9 protein-coding genes are annotated in these 17,888 nt (G+C 41.8%); 5 read left to right on the top strand and 4 right to left on the bottom strand.

The window, feature by feature from the left end:
• Window positions 1-24: 24 nt before the first annotated feature.
• The 4 genes from glgB to ACOB82_RS09610 all read left to right on the top strand — a co-directional run bounded on the left by glgB (window position 25) and on the right by ACOB82_RS09610 (window position 8,514).
• Entirely contained in the window at window positions 25-2,223 is a 2,199-nt protein-coding gene (gene glgB / locus ACOB82_RS09625) for a 1,4-alpha-glucan branching protein GlgB (RefSeq protein WP_448212772.1), read from the top strand.
• Between the two features lie 5 nt (window positions 2,224-2,228).
• Window positions 2,229-4,379 (top strand): glycogen debranching protein GlgX, encoded by a 2,151-nt coding sequence (glgX, locus tag ACOB82_RS09620; RefSeq protein ID WP_448212771.1) that lies wholly within the window; start codon window positions 2,229-2,231, stop codon window positions 4,377-4,379.
• The gene (gene malQ, locus ACOB82_RS09615) at window positions 4,372-6,552 is read left to right on the top strand and encodes a 4-alpha-glucanotransferase (RefSeq protein ID WP_448212770.1); all 2,181 of its coding nucleotides are present in this window, start codon (window positions 4,372-4,374) and stop codon (window positions 6,550-6,552) included. Before glgX ends, malQ begins: the two co-directional genes overlap by 8 nt.
• 132 nt (window positions 6,553-6,684) lie before the next feature.
• Window positions 6,685-8,514, top strand: coding sequence for an alpha-amylase family glycosyl hydrolase (locus ACOB82_RS09610; protein WP_448212769.1), 1,830 nt, complete (start codon window positions 6,685-6,687; stop codon window positions 8,512-8,514).
• A 108-nt stretch (window positions 8,515-8,622) separates the two neighbouring features.
• On the opposite strand, the gene ACOB82_RS09605 is transcribed toward ACOB82_RS09610, so the two are convergent.
• Window positions 8,623-10,050, bottom strand: coding sequence for an MFS transporter (locus ACOB82_RS09605; protein ID WP_448212768.1), 1,428 nt, complete (start codon window positions 10,048-10,050; stop codon window positions 8,623-8,625).
• Between the two features lie 300 nt (window positions 10,051-10,350).
• Between ACOB82_RS09605 and ACOB82_RS09600 the strand changes: the two genes are divergently transcribed.
• The gene (locus ACOB82_RS09600; protein WP_448212767.1) at window positions 10,351-11,433 is read left to right on the top strand and encodes a GGDEF domain-containing protein; all 1,083 of its coding nucleotides are present in this window, start codon (window positions 10,351-10,353) and stop codon (window positions 11,431-11,433) included.
• Window positions 11,434-11,524: 91 nt separating this feature from the next.
• Here the strand turns inward: ACOB82_RS09600 and ACOB82_RS09595 are convergent, their stop codons facing one another.
• The 3 genes from ACOB82_RS09595 to ACOB82_RS09585 form a co-directional block, all read right to left on the bottom strand.
• Complete coding sequence (locus ACOB82_RS09595; protein ID WP_448212813.1) at window positions 11,525-13,000, bottom strand: tryptophan halogenase family protein; 1,476 nt, start codon at window positions 12,998-13,000, stop codon at window positions 11,525-11,527.
• 45 nt (window positions 13,001-13,045) lie between these two features.
• Window positions 13,046-14,533, bottom strand: a complete 1,488-nt coding sequence (locus ACOB82_RS09590) for a tryptophan halogenase family protein (protein ID WP_448212766.1) — start codon at window positions 14,531-14,533, stop codon at window positions 13,046-13,048.
• A gap of 317 nt (window positions 14,534-14,850) precedes the next feature.
• On the bottom strand, window positions 14,851-17,628 hold the full coding sequence (locus tag ACOB82_RS09585; RefSeq protein ID WP_448212765.1) for a TonB-dependent receptor: 2,778 nt from the start codon (window positions 17,626-17,628) through the stop codon (window positions 14,851-14,853).
• Window positions 17,629-17,888: the final 260 nt, after the last annotated feature.

Raw genomic sequence — 17,888 nt, 5'->3', positions numbered from 1 at the left:
GTTTAGCTTTAGAAAGGATGTAAAATGAGTTCAACGGTGTTAAGTAAAGCGACAGTCAATGCAATTATCAATGCAAAAGTAACCCAACCTTATCAAACCTTTGGCTTACAAACCTGTATTGATTCAGGTTACTTAACGATTACAACCTTTGACCCTAATGCCGAAACCATAGAGGTTATTGAACAAAGCTCGGGTAAAAGTGTGGCTAAGCTCGACAAAGTTGACGATGCTGGCGTGTTCTATAAAAAGTTACGCCGCAAAGTGCCTTTTACTTATAAGCTTCGCACCTTAGTTAATGACAAATCACAACTCATTACCGATCCCTATCAGTTTTCACCAAGCTTAGGTGATTTAGATATTCATCTGCTGGCTGAGGGCAATCATTTACACCCCTACCGCGTACTTGGCGCTCACCTGATAAAGCATCATGATATAAAAGGCGTGAGCTTTTCGGTATGGGCGCCCAATGCCAGCGCCGTATCAGTTATCGGTGACTTTAACCAGTGGGATGGCCGCGTTCACCCCATGCAGAACATTCACCACAGCGGTTATTGGAATGTCTTTATTCCGAACATCAAACAAGGTGCGCGGTATAAATTTGAATTAAAAGACAACTACGGTAATGTTTTACCGCTAAAGGCTGATCCTTATGGCGTACAAGCACAATATCGACCCGATACCGCCTCGATTGTAGGTAGCAGTAAAAACTATAAATGGCAGGATAAAAACTGGCTGGACAAACGTGAACAGCGTAATGCCCGTGATGCGGCTATTGCCATTTATGAACTGCACCTTGGCTCTTGGAAACGCGCGGAAAATGGCGACTTCCTTAACTATCGCACCATTGCCGACCAACTTATTCCTTATGTCAAAGAAATGGGCTTTAGCCATGTTCAATTGATGCCGGTTAGTGAATTTCCTTTTGACGGCTCTTGGGGTTATCAACCTGTCGGCTTATTTGCGCCAACGGCCAGATTTGGCGAGCCAGATGATTTTAGATATTTTGTTGACCAATGCCATCAAGCTGATATCGGCGTATTAGTCGATTGGGTACCGGGTCATTTTCCGGTAGACAGCCATGGTTTAAGTCAGTTTGACGGCACACACCTTTACGAACATCAAGATCCTAAACAAGGCTATCACCCTGATTGGAACACGCTGGTTTATAATTATGGCCGCACTGAAGTTGCTAATTTTTTACGCGCCAGCGCCCTACACTGGCTAGATCGTTTTCATGTTGATGGCATTCGCGTAGATGCCGTTGCATCAATGTTGTACTTAGATTACAGCCGCAATTATGGTGAATGGATACCCAATCAGCACGGTGGCCGCGAAAATTTAGAAGCGGTAGCATTTTTACAACGCTTTAATGAAGAGCTTTATCGCGAATACCCCGGCAGTTTTTCGGTTGCCGAAGAGTCAACTTCTTGGCCGGGCGTATCTAAACCAACGTCAATGGGTGGTTTAGGTTTCGGTTACAAGTGGAATATGGGCTGGATGAATGACTCGCTTGAGTACATGAAAAAAGAGCCGATTCACCGCAAATATCACCACAACGAATTAAGCTTCAGCTTAGTTTACGCCTTTAATGAAAACTTTATTTTGCCGCTAAGTCACGATGAAGTAGTGCATGGAAAAGGCTCAATTTTAGCGAGAATGCCCGGCGATACTTGGCAGCAATTTGCCAATTTACGCGCATATTACGGCTTTATGTGGGCACATCCGGGTAAAAAATTATTGTTTATGGGTTGTGAGTTTGCTCAAGGCAAAGAATGGGATCACGACAGCGAACTCGACTGGCAACAAACTGATATTAGCTGGCATGCAGGCGTGCAGCAGTTGGTTAAAGAGTTAAATAAACTATATAAAAATACGCCAGCATTGCATCAACTAGATTGCCAACCACAAGGCTTTCAATGGCTAGATCACGAGAATGCCGAGCAATCAATTTATGCCTTTGTTCGCAAAGCAAGTGATGAACAGCCGCCAGTTATAGTGGTCTGTAATTTTACCCCGCAAGTTCATCATAACTTTTTAGTGGGCGCGCCTATTGCGGGTCATTACCGTGAAGCTTTAAATACTGATGCAGAGCGTTTTGGCGGTTCAAACCAAGGTAACCATGATGGTGTTTCAACTCAAGACACGCCTTGGCAAAATCAACCACATAGTATTGCGATTACCGTGCCACCACTTAGCACGCTAATACTGACACTGGAGCAATAATTCAGATGACTGTCATGCAAACAAACTATCAGATTAAGTCTGGTCGCTCATATCCAATGGGCGCAACGGTAATTAACGGCGGCGTGAATTTTACTTTATTCTCTGCTCATGCCGAAAAAGTTGAGTTATGTTTGTTTGATGCCAGCGGTGAACATGAAATTCAGCGTTTAACTTTGCCTGAATTTACCGATGATGTTTGGCACGGCTTCGTACCTAACTTACCTGCTGGCACACTTTACGGCTATCGAGTTTACGGTCCATTTGATCCGCATAATGGCCACCGATTTAATCCACATAAATTACTGCTCGACCCTTATGCTAAAAAATTGGTGGGAGAATTTATCCACCACGACAGTCATTACAGTTATGACAATGACTCGCTACAGCAAGACTTAACCTTTGATATAACCGACAACGCGGAATATATACCCAAAGCTATGGTCACTAGTGCAATTCATCCGTGTGTCACCCACCCACAAGTAAGGCGACGCAATAGCCTAGTGTATGAAATGCATGTCAAAGGCTTTACCAAGCTTAATCAAGCCATCGACGAAAAAATTCGCGGTACATTTCGAGCACTATCCGATGCCAGTGTTATCAACTATTTAACTGACTTAGGCATAACTTCCATCGAGTTATTGCCAGTGCATTGCTTTATTGATGAACCGTTTGTTGCCAATAAAGGCTTAACTAATTTTTGGGGCTACAACAGCATTAACTTTTTTGTGCCCCAGCAACGCTATTTAGCTTCAACCGATGTCATTGAATTTAGAGATATGGTGGAAACCTTCCACCAAGCTGGCATAGAAGTCATTATAGATGTGGTTTATAACCATACTGCAGAAGGCAATGAGTTAGGGCCAACACTTAGTTATCGCGGCATTGATAATGCCAGCTACTACCGATTACAACCGGAAGATAAACGCTTTTATTTAAACTATTCAGGCTGTGGCAACACGCTAAATATTGACCACCCTAGAGTATTACAACTGGTCACCGACAGCTTAAGATATTGGGTTGAGGCTATGGGGGTTGATGGCTTTCGCTTTGATTTAGCCCCTATTTTAGGCAGAAACACTAGCCACTTTAGTCACACTAATCACTTTTTTACTGCGCTACGCCAAGACCCCGTATTATCGAGAGTTAAATTAATTGCCGAGCCTTGGGATATAGGTCCAGGTGGCTATCAACTGGGACGTTTTCCTAATAACTGGCTGGAATGGAACGACAGATTTAGAGATACAGCTCGGCGTTTTTGGCGGGGTGATGAAGGTATGTCGCCAGAATTCGCTAAGCGCCTGCACGGCTCAGCTGATATTTTTGAAAAGCCCAGTCGCCGACCAAGCTCCAGTGTTAATTTTATTTGCGCTCATGACGGCTTTACCTTGCATGATCTGGTGACCTTTGAACAACGCCATAATCAAGCCAATGGCGAAGAAAATCGCGATGGTCATGGTACAAATTACAGTTGCAACTTTGGTATTGAGGGCGAAACTGACAACGTCAGTGTTAATCAAAAACGTTTACAACAAAAACGTAATTTATTGGCGACGCTGTTTATCTCACAAGGTACGCCAATGTTGTTGGCGGGCGATGAACTAGGCAACAGCCAACGTGGCAACAATAATGCTTATTGCCAAGATAATGAAATTACTTGGCTAGAGTGGCATAAACAAGATAGTGAGCTGCTGGCATTTGTTCAAACCTTATCAAAGCTTCGTAAAGAGCACCCATTACTTAACCGTACTCATTATCAGCACGGATTAACGCAATCGCTAAAAACCGGTTTACCCGATATCTCTTGGCTTAATTGTCATGGCTTAACCATGCAAGAAAGCGACTGGCACAATAAGAATATTAAATGTTTTGCCATGCTACTCGCCGACACCGAACAGGATCGCCCAAGTGAATTACCTCATGAACATGATGACGATGCACTATTAGTGATTTTTAACGCCCATAGCCGCGCAATTAATTATCAACTGCCGGAACTTGATGGTAATTGGGGTGTATTAATTAACACCGCCGACTTTCGCCAAGATAAAGCGATGGTCACGGTCAAACATGCCTCTGTCGAATTATCTGCCCATAGCTTAATGCTACTCAGTTACACCCACACGCCAAGCGTGATTAATAAAGAGAACATAAATGAGTAATCTTATTGAACAACTTGCTGATTTAGTTGGCTTTCATCAAAGTTATACCGATGCTTTTGGTAACCTAGTTCATGCTAATGATGACGCTAGGCGAGCATTATTACAGGCCATGGGCTATAACACTGACGACGAACAGGCATTAGCCAATAGCATTACATCATTACGTGAGCAGTCTTGGCGCAATATGCTGCCACATGTTCATATTGCAAAACTTGAGCAGCCTGTACACCATATAGTGATCAGCATTAAATCGGATATTGCCGATCAATTTAGTTGGCGCATTACGACTGAAGCTGGTGAGGTAATCACCGGTGAACAAGTTATCAACCAGTTATCCCATGTTGAATATGCTAAGTTTGAAGCGCCGAATGGTCCTGAAAAAATAGCGCAATACAATAAGTTCTTATTTGAATTACCTGACCTTGATGAAGGCTATCACCAACTCACCATTAACCATGGCTCAATTGAAGATAGCTGCCCGCTGATTTACGCACCGAAAACTTGTTACAGCCCACAAGAAGCCGCACCATTTAAATTATGGGGCTATGCGGCCCAACTTTATGCACTAACTAGCGAAAAAAACTGGGGGCTAGGCGATTTTAGCGATCTGGCAGAATTAGTAAAAACCTCAGCGGCACAAGGCGCATCCGCAATTGGATTAAATCCATTACATCCGCTGTACCAAAATAATCCTGCGCATATTAGTCCTTATTCACCAACCAGCCGTTGTTTCTTAAATACCATGTATATTGATGTCACGGCGGTTGATAATTTTAACGGCTGCAAATCAGCTCAAGCCATTGTTAACAGCAAAGACTTTCAAGCGACTCTAGCGCACGCTAAGCAAAGTCAACTTATCGATTACGTGGCGGTTGCTCACCTAAAATACCAAGTGTTAGAAGCTCTATATAACGACTTTATTAAACAAGGCAGCACAGACTTTGAGCAATTTAAGCAAAGCAATGGTGAAGCACTTGTGCGCCACACAACTTTTGAAGCGCTTTATGAATATTTTCGCGCCAAAGACAGCAACTGCTATGGTTGGAGCCAATGGCCAGAGGCTTACCAGTCACCAGATTCTGCTGAGGTTAAAGCATTTCAACAAAGTCATGCTGAGCGTATTGATTACTTTGCTTACTTGCAGTGGCTTGCCCATAACCAATTAACTGCGGCTAAACAAACGGCAAAACAGCAAGGTATGCCTGTTGGCTTATATCTTGATTTAGCCGTAGGTTGTGATGGCAGCGGTATTGATGTCTGGTCAGATCAAGCGGTTTATGTCGCTGGCGCCTCAGTTGGCGCACCACCTGATTTACTCAATACCTTAGGCCAAGATTGGGGTTTAACACCGATTAACCCTGTAGCTTTGCAAGAACAAGGTTACCAACCTTTAGTACAAGCGCTTCGCAGTAATATGCAATATGCTGGCGCCTTACGCATTGATCATATTTTAGGCTTAATGCGTCAATACTGGGTAGCACCTGGCATGAAAGCCAATCAAGGGATGTACATTACTTTCCCGCTCGATGATATTTTGCGCATTATTGCCTTGGAATCACGTCGTGCAAAATGTGTGGTAATTGGTGAAGACTTAGGGACAGTCCCAGCAGGCTTTAGTGAAACCATGCAAGCCTCAGGTTTACTGAGCTATAAAGTGCTGTACTTTGAAACATGGGAATCTGGATTATTTATGCGTCCAGAAATGTATCCTGAGCTTTCTATGGTCACCATTTCAACTCATGATTTACCGACGCTTACCGGTTGGTGGACGGGTCGAGATCTAGAGTGGCGCCAGCAACTTAATCTTTATCCAAATGAGGCGATGGGCGTAGCTGATCGCGAAGGTCGAATTAATGATCGCGCTAACTTAATTGCCGCGCTTAATGATATGCAGGTGATTGATATGGATAACGCGCCAAGCCAAGCGCCTGCGACCATGAACCGAGAACTAACGCTAGCTGTTCAGAAATTCTTGGCGCTGGCTCCTAGCCGTATTCAGTTGATCCCAATGGAAGATGCGCTTGAAATTCAAGAGCAAGTTAATATTCCGGGCACGGTTGATGAACACCCGAATTGGCGTCAAAAGCTGCCGGTAACCGTAGATGAGTTCGCTCAGGCAGAGGCTGTAGTGCAACTAGCCGAGGCGATGCGGACTGCTCGTCCTAAGCGCTAACATGCCAGTTTTTAGCGCTCCACTTTTGTGTAACAAATAATGCGCAATCTAATAAATTGCGCGCTTTAGCTTGACGAAAAACAGACTAATCTAACAAAACACTTACTTAACAAGAAAAAACAACTAACTTTTATGATGATCAAACCACCAAAAATGACGTTAGCCATTATTGCTAGCTTACTTACCTTAGGCCTAACGGGCTGCAATGGTGACTCAACCAAGCCTTCCGTTAATACTACACCGTCTGTGGCAACTGAGCTTGAACCCATTACCACACAGCCTATACCTGAGTTAGCAGATCTGCCCCACTATTTAACCAGAGATGTGCGTGATGAAGTGTTTTACTTTGTACTGCCCGATCGTTTTCACAATGGGGATACTAGCAATGATCAAGGTTCAAAAACAATCGCTATTTCACAAGGTGGCTTAGATAAAACCAAGAAAGGTCATTTTCATGGCGGCGATGTTCCGGGGCTAACTGAGAAAATTCCATACCTTAAAAATATGGGTATCACCGCTATTTGGCTAACGCCTATTTTACGTAACCAAGCTGTACAAGGTGACATCACTGGTTATCATGGCTATTGGGTACTAGATTTTACCGAAATTGATCCTCATTTAGGTACCAATGCTGACTTAAAACAATTTATTGATACCGCCCATAGCAATAATATTCGGGTGTTTTTCGACATTATCACCAACCACACCGCGGATGTGATTAAATATCAGGAATGTCATGGCGCAACCGGTGTAATGTGGTCTGATTCCAAGCAGTTGTGCCAATATAAAACACTAGCACAAGTGGCCGCAGGTGACACTTACACGCCTTTTATTCCTAAGGGACAAGAACAACTGAAAAAGCCTTTATGGTTAAACAATCCTAAGTATTACCACAACCAAGGGGATTCAACCTTTGAAGGTGAAAATTCAATTTATGGCGACTTCTTCGGCTTAGATGATACTAATACCGACGATCCTGCCGTAGTTAACGGCATGGTGGATATTTTTAAAAATATTATTGATGAGTTTAAGCCTGATGGTTTTCGCATTGATACGGTTAAACACGTAAATATTGAATTTTGGCAACAATTTACTCCTGCGCTAATGGCGCATGCTCAATCTATTGGTTTGCCAAAATTCTTTATTTTTGGTGAAGTTTATAGCGGCGATCCAAATGTGCTGAGTAACTTTACCACAGTGGGAAAAATCCCCTCAGTGCTGGACTTTGGTTTTCAAGGCGCAGTACGTAATGTCTTAGTAGAGCAGCAAGGCACCAATAAGCTGGTTGAATTGTTTAATCAAGATGATAAATATCAGCAAAATAATTACAACCAGCCATATGACGCCAATTACTTACTTAACTTTATTGGCAACCATGATATGGGACGCTTTGCTTGGATGTTAAAAGCTAGCGTGCATAATTACACCACAGAAGAAAGTCTGGCTCGCGTTAAGCTTGCTCACGCCATGATGTACTTTTTACGTGGTATGCCTGTTGTTTATTACGGTAGCGAACAAGGTTTTGTTGGCGATGGCGGCAACCATGACTCACGCCAAGATATGATGCCTTCCCTTGTTGCCAGTTATAACGATGATGTACTGCTAGGTACGTCTAAAACGACCGCTGATGATAACTTTGATCAAAGTCATCCGCTGTATCAAGCATTCACTGAAATGGCTAAAATTTATCAAGCAAATGACGTACTGAAATACGGTAAACAAACAGTGGTTTACAGCAGCGATAAAGCAGAATTATTTGCCGTTATTCGCGCGCTTGACTCAGGTCAACGTCAATTAGTGTTATTTAATACCGCGAATAAAACGACAACCACCAGCTTTAACTTTGATCACCAAATTAGCCATGGCATTTATGATACGGGCAGCAGTCAATATTCTTTAAACGATGGTCATTTAACTATTGCTATGTCACCACTTAGTGTGACAATTATCGAGCTTAAATAACCTATACTTTAAGAACACACAAAAAAAGGAGCATAACGCTCCTTTTTTATTAGCCTAGCTATAAACCTAATTACCTATATATCTACGCTTTCTCGCAGCTTAATTAGGTCATTTATGCTGAGTTTTTAGCTGATTTTCTTTAACTTGCGTCCAGACCAAGGCTGATATCGCCAGCGACACAGCACTGATTTGAAACACTATGCTCTTATCTTCAACTTTACTGATCACTAAGCCAATGCCTAAACTCACCAATAATTGTGGCAACACAACCGATAAGTTGAACAGCCCCATATAAAGCCCCATACGCGATTGCTGAACTTTTTCCGACATAATAGCAAACGGTAAACTGATAATGGCTGCCCAGCCAATACCTAACAATGCCATTAAACCGTAGAGCATAATAGGATTACTGCCGAGTACTGACACAAGACCATAGGCAACTGCCATAGAGGCTATACACCAAGTATGGGTTTTAACTCGGCCAATTTTTTTCGCCATAGGTTCTAGCACTAGGGCTGGTAATAATGCCGCCACAGCGCTTAATACTAAAAAGCTCATGGCAATTATCCTCCCCAGTTGCTCATCAGTAATACTCGGCATTTTGTCTTGTAAAAACGCGAAAATAAACACAAACATAGTTTGCACTCCCACCCAACTAAATGAATGGGCGGCAAGTACTTTTTTAAAGCCAGCATGGTTAGTGGCCAACTGCTCTTGCTCTTTTGCAGCAACGGTTTGAATAATTAGTGCCAGCGTCATTAGCGCGGCAATAAGCTCAGCCCAGTAGTGTTCGCTCTTGATACCTGATAAATGCAGGACAATTGCGTACAAATCATACGCTAGAAACCCCCATAACGGTTTAATATTTTTGATAACGGTGACTAAACCATAAGACGTTACATCACCAATATTTTCAACAGCTAACTGAGCAGGCTCTTTAACAAAGAATGGCGGAACGATTGATAAAACAAACACCAAAATGGCGCCGAAATAAATTAAGACAAAATTGCCCCAGACAGCACCAATAGCATAGGCTAGCACACCGAACGAACCTGAAACGGTTTGCATCCAAGTATAACCCTTTGTTCGCGCTTCACCTGCGGGAGTGACATCAGCGATAATGGCGCGGGTTGGATTGAAGCTGATGTTTATCGATAAATCTAAAGTCAGCGCCACTGCAATCGCAACGCCCAATAAACCAGAAATACCTAAGCTAGTAGCAACAATATCAATATTAGGCAGAGCCAATAACATTAGCCCTGCTAGCACGCCGCCAATAAGAATAAACGGTCGACGCCGCCCCTGCCAGAACCAGACATTATCACTGATCATACCGACAATCACTTGTCCTAAAATTCCGGCAATTGGACCAGCAGCCCAAACTAACCCCACTTGATGAATATCTAATCCAAACTGTGTGGTAAGTATCCAACTAAGGGCTGATATTTGTACCGACAGCGCGAAGCCCATTGCCGTTGCCGGTAAACTCAGGATCATATAAAAACGCTTAGCCAAGCGCTGCTGTATCGCTAACATATCAACTCACTTACTTTTTTATCATTATATTTTTTATTGCTTTTATAATTGTTATTTAGCTATTTCATATCGAAATACGGCTGATTATTTTTCAACCTTAATATTGACGTTACGTGTATCCCCCAACCAGCTCAACGCCCTGCATACGTATTCAAAAGCCAGGTAACTGTCATTAACACGACAAAAATAACCCATTAAATAACAATAAGTTGGTTAAGTTAAATTAATAACCACTCTTTTACTGTCGATTTTTCAATCAATTAAGGTATGCTTAGGCTAGAAACAAGGTAGTTTATTAGTATGAAAGTTAAGATTCAGTCTTATGCGGAATATGAGCAAAAGTTTAAGCGCGAACTCTATAAGTTAGCGTTTAGCGCCTTTGTGTTATTTTGCAGTTTTTACTTATACGCAAATGTCATGCGTGGTGATTACCTTGACGCTTTATCGAATCTCATCGCTATAGTGCTATCAGTTTTTGGCCTAATTTATATGCACTATTATAAAGATATTGGCCGTATTCATTTTCTACCTGCCATCATCTATCTAAACTTGTTTTTAGGGTCATTTATTGGCTCAGCACAACACACTGATGCCTCCAGCCTACTTTGGTGTAACCTGTTTTTACCTTGCTTGGTATTAACCATAGGTCACCTTAAAGCAATTCCTTATATTGCGCTGGTGCAGGCATTTGTCATTTATGTGTTCTTTATTGACCCCAGTGCCGGCTTACATGGGGAATACACAATAGATGAGAAAAAAACCTATATTATTACCTCAACATTTCTAGTGGCGTTAGCTTGGTATAGCGAGTACATGCGCTTTAAATTATCAAAAGGCTTGTATGTTGAAAATGTTGAAAAAAAGCGTATGCAATATTTATCCAGCCATGATGAGCTTACTGGTTTATATAATCGTCGTGGATTTAATGAACAGGTTAAAGACTTGAAGTTTTTCAGTAAACGACAAGGCGATCAACATGCCATTATCATGCTCGATATTGATGACTTTAAGCAAGTTAACGACATGTACGGTCACGATTTTGGTGATCAGGTATTGACCAATATTGCCCGTTTACAACTGGCAACCGTCAGAAATAGCGACACCGTTGTGCGCTGGGGTGGAGAAGAGTTTTTAATATTACTCACCAATATTGAGGCCGAACAGGTTGGCCGTATTGCTGAAAATATTCGCAAAAATATTGAAAAAACACCGGTAGCAACGCAAGAAGTTACCATCAATATTACGGTAAGTTTAGGTGTCGCTTTTTCTCAAGAAACTAACACCATAGATTCATTAATTAAATTAGCCGACAAACGTCTTTATGATGCAAAGCGCGGCGGAAAGAACCGCATTTACTCCATCGATACAGTATCGCCAGTTTAATGCGAAGGATTCTTAGACATATAAACTTGGCTAATAAACTAACCAGTTAGCTCAGCGCTTAACCATGTTGAGACCTAGAAGCTTTTCAAACTTACATACTAGCTAAGTTACTATTATGACTTGAAAAATTTAAGCTACAGCCTTGCAAGAAAGTTCCGACATTTTGCTCTTGGTAAAGATCGCCTTGATTGGGCTGTTGCCGATGCAATGGCGGAAACGCACCATAGCCCGCTAATAAGCAGTGCCAGGAAACCGTATCAAAATGGCTGCTGATACCTTGTCGCTCTATTTCAGCACTTAAATCGCCTCGGCGAAACCAAACATCTAATAATTGCAGTAACGATTCAGACAACTGCTGATTGTCTCGATTAGCGCGCCAATAATCACTGTCATTTCGTGTATTTAATTTGTAATGAGCAACAATGTAGTCTCTAACTCGGGCAAATCGTTCACTCATAAATTGGTTGTACGTATCTCGGTGTTGTGCGCTAAAATTCCCCGCTTCAAACTGCGAGATAAAATATTCAATACTAATTTGCACCAAATGCAGTGCTGTTGCTTCCAGTGGCTCAATAAAGCCTTGTGAAAGACCTAGAGCTAAGCAGTTATGCGACCAATGCTTGGCTAAACAGCCCACTTTAATGGTGAGATGATTAACCGGCTGCTCATTATCTAGCATACCTAGATGTTGGCGAAACTCTTGTTCTGCCTGATCTTGACTAATAAAATCCGAGCTATAAACATAACCATTACCAAATCGGTTGGTGAGTGGAATTTTCCAACACCAACCAGCACTTAACGCGGTAGATAGCGTTTCAACCGGAATATTGTCACTAATTGGGGTTGGCATCACAACCGCAGCATTATTAAATAAATTTTCTTGGTAAGAGTTAAATTTCACCCCTAAGTGCTGTTGCATTAACACCGAAGAAAAACCCGTACAATCGATAAAGAAATCGCCTGAGATCTGTTGGCCTTGCTCATCAACTAAACTGGCAATATCGCCATTGTCAGCGCGGTTAACTTGCTTGATATGACGCTTAAGATGTTTAACCCCCCGCTGCTGTGCATAGTTTGCTAAAAACTCGCCAAGTAACCCTGAGTCGAAATGATAACCATAGGTTAAATTAAATGGAAAATTCTCCGGCGTTTGCGGCCCTTTACCTTGACTCGCTAATACCCCATTAAGTAAAAAATCACCGGGAGTTGTATGCGTATCAAGCCCCATTCTGCGTGTTTGGCAGTTAACTAAAAATGCACGTTTAGTAAAGGTATCTAACTGAGTAGGAAATGGATGGCTATAACTGGCAACGCCCGATTGTGGCGACCAGCCACTAAAGCGAATATTAAGTTTGTAAGTAGCATTACACGCAGGCATCCATTGACTTTCAGGAATATTAAGCGTTTCAAAAAATCGTTTTAGTGTAGGTGTTGAACCTTCTCCTACACCAATAATACCGACATCAGGCGACTCGACTAAAGTGATACAAACTTGCTGCTTAGCCCAGCGCTGAGCAAATAAATTTGCCGCCATCCAACCTGCGGTGCCGCCACCTAATATAACCATATTTAACGGGTTATTTGTCACGATAACTACCTGTACTTGTCACAATTATAATCGGCACATATTAGCGATAAATTCATCATGGCTAGGCAATTTATCAACAGGCTCTGACTTAATTTGTTTAATTTTTTCAAGTAAGCCATTCACTTTTTCATCACTATAGCTATTAGCTAACGGATGATAATCTTGGGGAATAATGCCTTGCCCTACCATAACTTGCAGCCATGAGTTTTCTAAAAACAGATCATTTTGCTCTCTGAATAAGCGACCATTTTGCTTAAATATCTCAATTTTATGCGCCAAGCTATCAGGAATTTGCATTGCTCGCATATCACGCCAAAACTGACTGTCTGTGCGCTCAGTAACGTGATAATGCAGTATAAGGAAGTCGCGAATTTGCTCAAATTCTACTTTCGACTGTTTATTGTATTCATTAACTAAATCGTCTGTTACGCCCTGATGCGGGAATAAATGTACTAACCTAACCACTGCCGATTGAATAAGGTGAATACTGGTTGATTCTAATGGCTCTAAAAAGCCACTGGATAAGCCTACGGCAATCACATTTTTATGCCACTGCTGATAACGTCTGCCTGTTTGAAAACGGATAACTTTAGGGTCGGCTAGCGGTTTAGTATCTAAATTTGCCATTAACAAATCAGTAGCGGTTTGTTCATCATAATGGGCGCTGGAATAAACCAAGCCATTACCATTACGGTGTTGTAATGGGATACGCCACTGCCAGCCAGCACTGTGGGCAATTGAACGCGTATAGGGTTTTGTTTGCTGATGACACTCAGAAGGCACAGCAATTGCTCGATCACATCGTAGCCAGTGGCTCCAGTCTTCATAACCTGTACGTAAGGTCTCCTGAATAAGTAACCCACGAAACCCTGAACAATCGAGGAATAAGTCGCCTGATACTTGCTGCCCACCTTTTAAATTGAGTGCTTTAATAAAACCTGACTCATGGCATTGCTCTACCGACTCTACCAGCCCTTCGGTTCGGACTACGCCAAGTTTTTCACTGAATTTACGTAAAAATTGAGCGTATAAACCTGCATCAAAGTGATAGGCATAAGGCATTTCAATGATTGGATCTTTGGTATTTATTTTGGCAAATTTACCAGCCTCAGCACACAGATAATTCAGATCGTATTGCCAAAGATTAGACTCATCCTCTAATTGGCCTGCGCGCTTTAGTAAATGGTGAAAGTGACAAAATGCCAAGCCCTGACCGACTGCGCCAAATGAGTGATAATAGTGATGCCCTTGCTGTTTCCAGTTTTCAAACTTAATTGCAAGCTTGATCGTGGCTTTAGTTTCACGCAGAAATTCTGCTTCGTTCACTCCTAAAACACTATTAAGCAATTGAATCGGCGGAATGGTCGCTTCACCAACGCCCACCGTACCAATATCATCAGATTCTACTAATTCAATATCTACTGCACTGCCTAACAGCTTTTTAGTTAATGCTGCTGAAATCCAGCCTGCGGTGCCGCCACCTAAGATCACTACTTTTTTTATATTATTCATTGAACAACACGCTTTTATTATCTTTCTTATATTTCTTTTCGAGGATAAATATTGTTTATTTTAAAATAGCCTACCTGAGTTCAAACTGTTCAGCCACTTTATTCGCCGCTCCTAGTCGTCCGGCTATGCGATTTATGCAGCATACAACCACCAAAGATGGTGGAAATGCTGAAAATGCAGGAGCAATTTTCAGCCATACATCCTGTATATAGCCGCTCCTAGTCGTCCTGACTCCGCGGCATACCATACATCCTGTATATAAAAAAGCCTGCTAAACATCATATTTAGCAGGCTTTTAAATAGACTAAATTAAGTCATTAGAAACGGTAGTTTAAACCTAAGATAAAGTTACGACCAAATGACTGATAACGATTCACTAAACGAGAATCGCTTAAGTCTACTTCAACATCGTCTTCATCCGTTAAGTTTTGACCTTGTAGGGTAATACGTAAGCCTTTTAATGACTCAATACCTGATTCATCAAAATCGTAACCGATTTGAGCATCCCAAAGCTCTTGACCTTGGCGACCAATCTCAGTTAACGCTAAGCTACCACCACGTGTTTCAGTTACAAATGGTGAACGCTTCGTACCTGAGATACGGATTTCCCAGCCACTATTTTCATAGTAAGCGGTTAATGCATATGACTCATCAGAAAGGCCTGGAACATCACCTTCACCAATACCTATTTCTTCATTAGCTTTTAATTTGCCATCTAGGAAAGTGGCACTAGCTACAACACCGAAGCCTTCAAGTACATCGCTAACTAGACGTAATGGTAAACTTGCTTGAAGTTCGTAACCACGTACAAAACCTTTAAAGCCATCAACGTTTGCATCAACAAAACCGTTAAATGTTGCTGGTGCTTGACCTTCTGAACCTTGATGTAATTCAGGAATGTAAACTGGCGTAAAGTCAGTTAATACACGGGTGCTACGGTGCCAGTTAACAAGGTCTTTATAGAAGAAGGTTGCCGCAAAGTAGCCGTCTTCTGCAAAGTAGTTTTCATATGATAAATCGAACTGATTTGCTTCATATGGTTTTAACTCTGGGTTACCTGAGCTACCTGACCAAGGACCATTTTCTGGGTTAGGGTTATTAATTTGGTTATCGTTATAATCAAAAGTCGCACGAGCATTTGGACGCATATCATCCATACGTGGGCGAGAGATTACTTTTGACATAGCGGTACGAACAAACTGGTTTTCCGCCACTTCAAAATTTAAATTAAGTGATGGTAATACATCAGAGTATGATGCGCCGCCTTTAACTGCTGTTGCTTCAACATAACCTTCAGCATTTTCAACAGTTGAGAAACCGGTAGATTTTTGGTCAACATCGACATATTGCAAACCAATGTTACCAGTCATCATTACATCACCAAACTCAGCATCTAAGTCAACTTTAACAAATACTGTTGTTTGTTCTTCTTTAACTTCGTAAGTGTCGCCTAAACGGTCAGTTTGCACTAATGAAGCAGGTGTTGCTTTGTAATAACCACTCTTATAAAGACCGATGCTGTCATACGCTAATACACCATCAATACCTAAGAAACCTAGGTTTGCCACCCCTAATACTTCTGGGATTGGACCATCACCTGGGAAAGTTGGTGCGGTTAGGTAGTCACCTTCATTAATTTTCTGTTTACGACGATCTGAGTAAGCAACGCCAGCTTCTATGCCAGAGATAATGCCGTACTCAACTACACCATCAACTTGGAAACGCGCGGCATCTAACTCTTCTTCAAACTCAGGACGGTTAATAAAACCATCTTGTGCAAATGCGCCAATTACTGGAGCCCCCCAAGCTTGAGGACCCGCTAAACGAATTAAGTCTTCATCAGTGTAATCTGGGCTTGATAAGGTTGGGTGAGCACCGTAAACCACACCTGAAGAAGTCATTTCCCAAGAGCGCGCTGCAGCAGGACGACCATCAACACCAGCACGACCAACACCTGAGTAACTTTCAACATCGATAATGTCTTTGTTCACTTCACCTGTTGATAAATCGGCAGTTAGTGTCCAGTTGTCATTAAGTGCATACTCAACATTCAAACCAAATGTGGTTAAATCCGCATCTTGGCTTAATCCGTCATTACGAATAACTGAGTGGAAACCATCCCAATAACCAGCCGTAACAAAACCATTATCAATACTTGTTGCAGTGTAGTTTGCACCACCCCACTCAGGACCGCCTTCTTCTAAACCGCGTTTTACATCGTTTTCACTGAAATCTATATATAACGCATCAAATTGAATTTTTAAATCGTCTGTCGGTGCATACTCAACAACAGCAGCATACGAGTCACGCTCTAGCATTGCAGAACGAACAAATGAATCGTGACCACCTAAAATTTTGTCACCTTCAGGCGTATCAGCATAACCCCAAGCACGGAATTGGTTTTCCTGACGTGGCGTTTCTTGAGAGGCAATAACTAAAGCAAGGCCTAATGTGTCATCTAAGAATTTATCAACATAGTTAAATGATAAACGGTGACCATTATTGTCGAAATCAGGGTTAGCCGCTTCGTCGCCATTTTCTTCATAACTAGCGTTAAAGGTAATAACACGCTCAGAAATATTTAATGGGCTGGCTGTTTGAAGATCAATTGTACCACCAATACCTTGGCTTAAAAGTCCTGCTTCTGGCGACTTATAAACTACAATATTCGATACAATTTCAGTTGGGTATAAGTCGAACTCAACACCACGGTTGTCACCCATACCTAATAATTCACGGCCATTTAATGAAGTGGCAACGAAGTTTTCGTTAAAACCACGCACTGATAAACCACTAGTACGGCCGTTGCGACGCTCACCAGTAACACCCGGTAAGCGAGCAAGTGACTCAGCAACTGAAGTATCAGGTAATTTACCAATATCTTCTGCTGAAATTACTTCAACGATTGAGTTTTCACTCATTTTAATCGCTTGAGCACGCTGTAAAGCACCGCGAATACCGCGAACTTCAATAATTTCTACTTCTTGCTCGGCTGCGGCTTCATCAGCAGCTTGAGCGACCATAGGTGCACCAACAGCCATAAGGCCGCTAGAAAGCATGGCAAGTGTAACTTTGCTTGGCTTAAATTTTAACATGTAGGTTTCTCCCCCGTTTCATCCTTGTTGATTTTAATTGTATTCAGCATCCAGCTGACGCGATGACTCTTGTTTTTTAAATATTTATAGGTCCACCTAAAAGATGGATAACCTAATATAAGTGGGTCAATTTTCTAAAAACATATTTTGCATACGTATTCATGGAACCATGAAAATTCGAGTAAATAGTCAATAAAAAAACAACCTTGAGATTTAATTGAACAACTTTTCGCTTAATTATGGGCTTAATTATTATTATT

The sequence above is a fragment of the Colwellia sp. MEBiC06753 genome (assembly GCF_053470325.1).
This window is presented reverse-complemented; position numbering and strand designations above follow the sequence as displayed.

Bases quoted from the DNA above. Each gene is read 5' to 3' on its own strand.
- glgB (WP_448212772.1), top strand. From the start codon at position 25: ATGAGTTCAACGGTGTTAAGTAAAGCGACAGTCAATGCAATTATCAAT.
- glgX (WP_448212771.1), top strand. From the start codon at position 2,229: ATGACTGTCATGCAAACAAACTATCAGATTAAGTCTGGTCGCTCATAT.
- malQ (WP_448212770.1), top strand. From the start codon at position 4,372: ATGAGTAATCTTATTGAACAACTTGCTGATTTAGTTGGCTTTCATCAA.
- ACOB82_RS09610 (WP_448212769.1), top strand. From the start codon at position 6,685: ATGATGATCAAACCACCAAAAATGACGTTAGCCATTATTGCTAGCTTA.
- ACOB82_RS09605 (WP_448212768.1), bottom strand. From the start codon at position 10,050: ATGTTAGCGATACAGCAGCGCTTGGCTAAGCGTTTTTATATGATCCTG.
- ACOB82_RS09600 (WP_448212767.1), top strand. From the start codon at position 10,351: ATGAAAGTTAAGATTCAGTCTTATGCGGAATATGAGCAAAAGTTTAAG.
- ACOB82_RS09595 (WP_448212813.1), bottom strand. From the start codon at position 13,000: ATGGTTATATTAGGTGGCGGCACCGCAGGTTGGATGGCGGCAAATTTA.
- ACOB82_RS09590 (WP_448212766.1), bottom strand. From the start codon at position 14,533: ATGAATAATATAAAAAAAGTAGTGATCTTAGGTGGCGGCACCGCAGGC.
- ACOB82_RS09585 (WP_448212765.1), bottom strand. From the start codon at position 17,628: ATGTTAAAATTTAAGCCAAGCAAAGTTACACTTGCCATGCTTTCTAGC.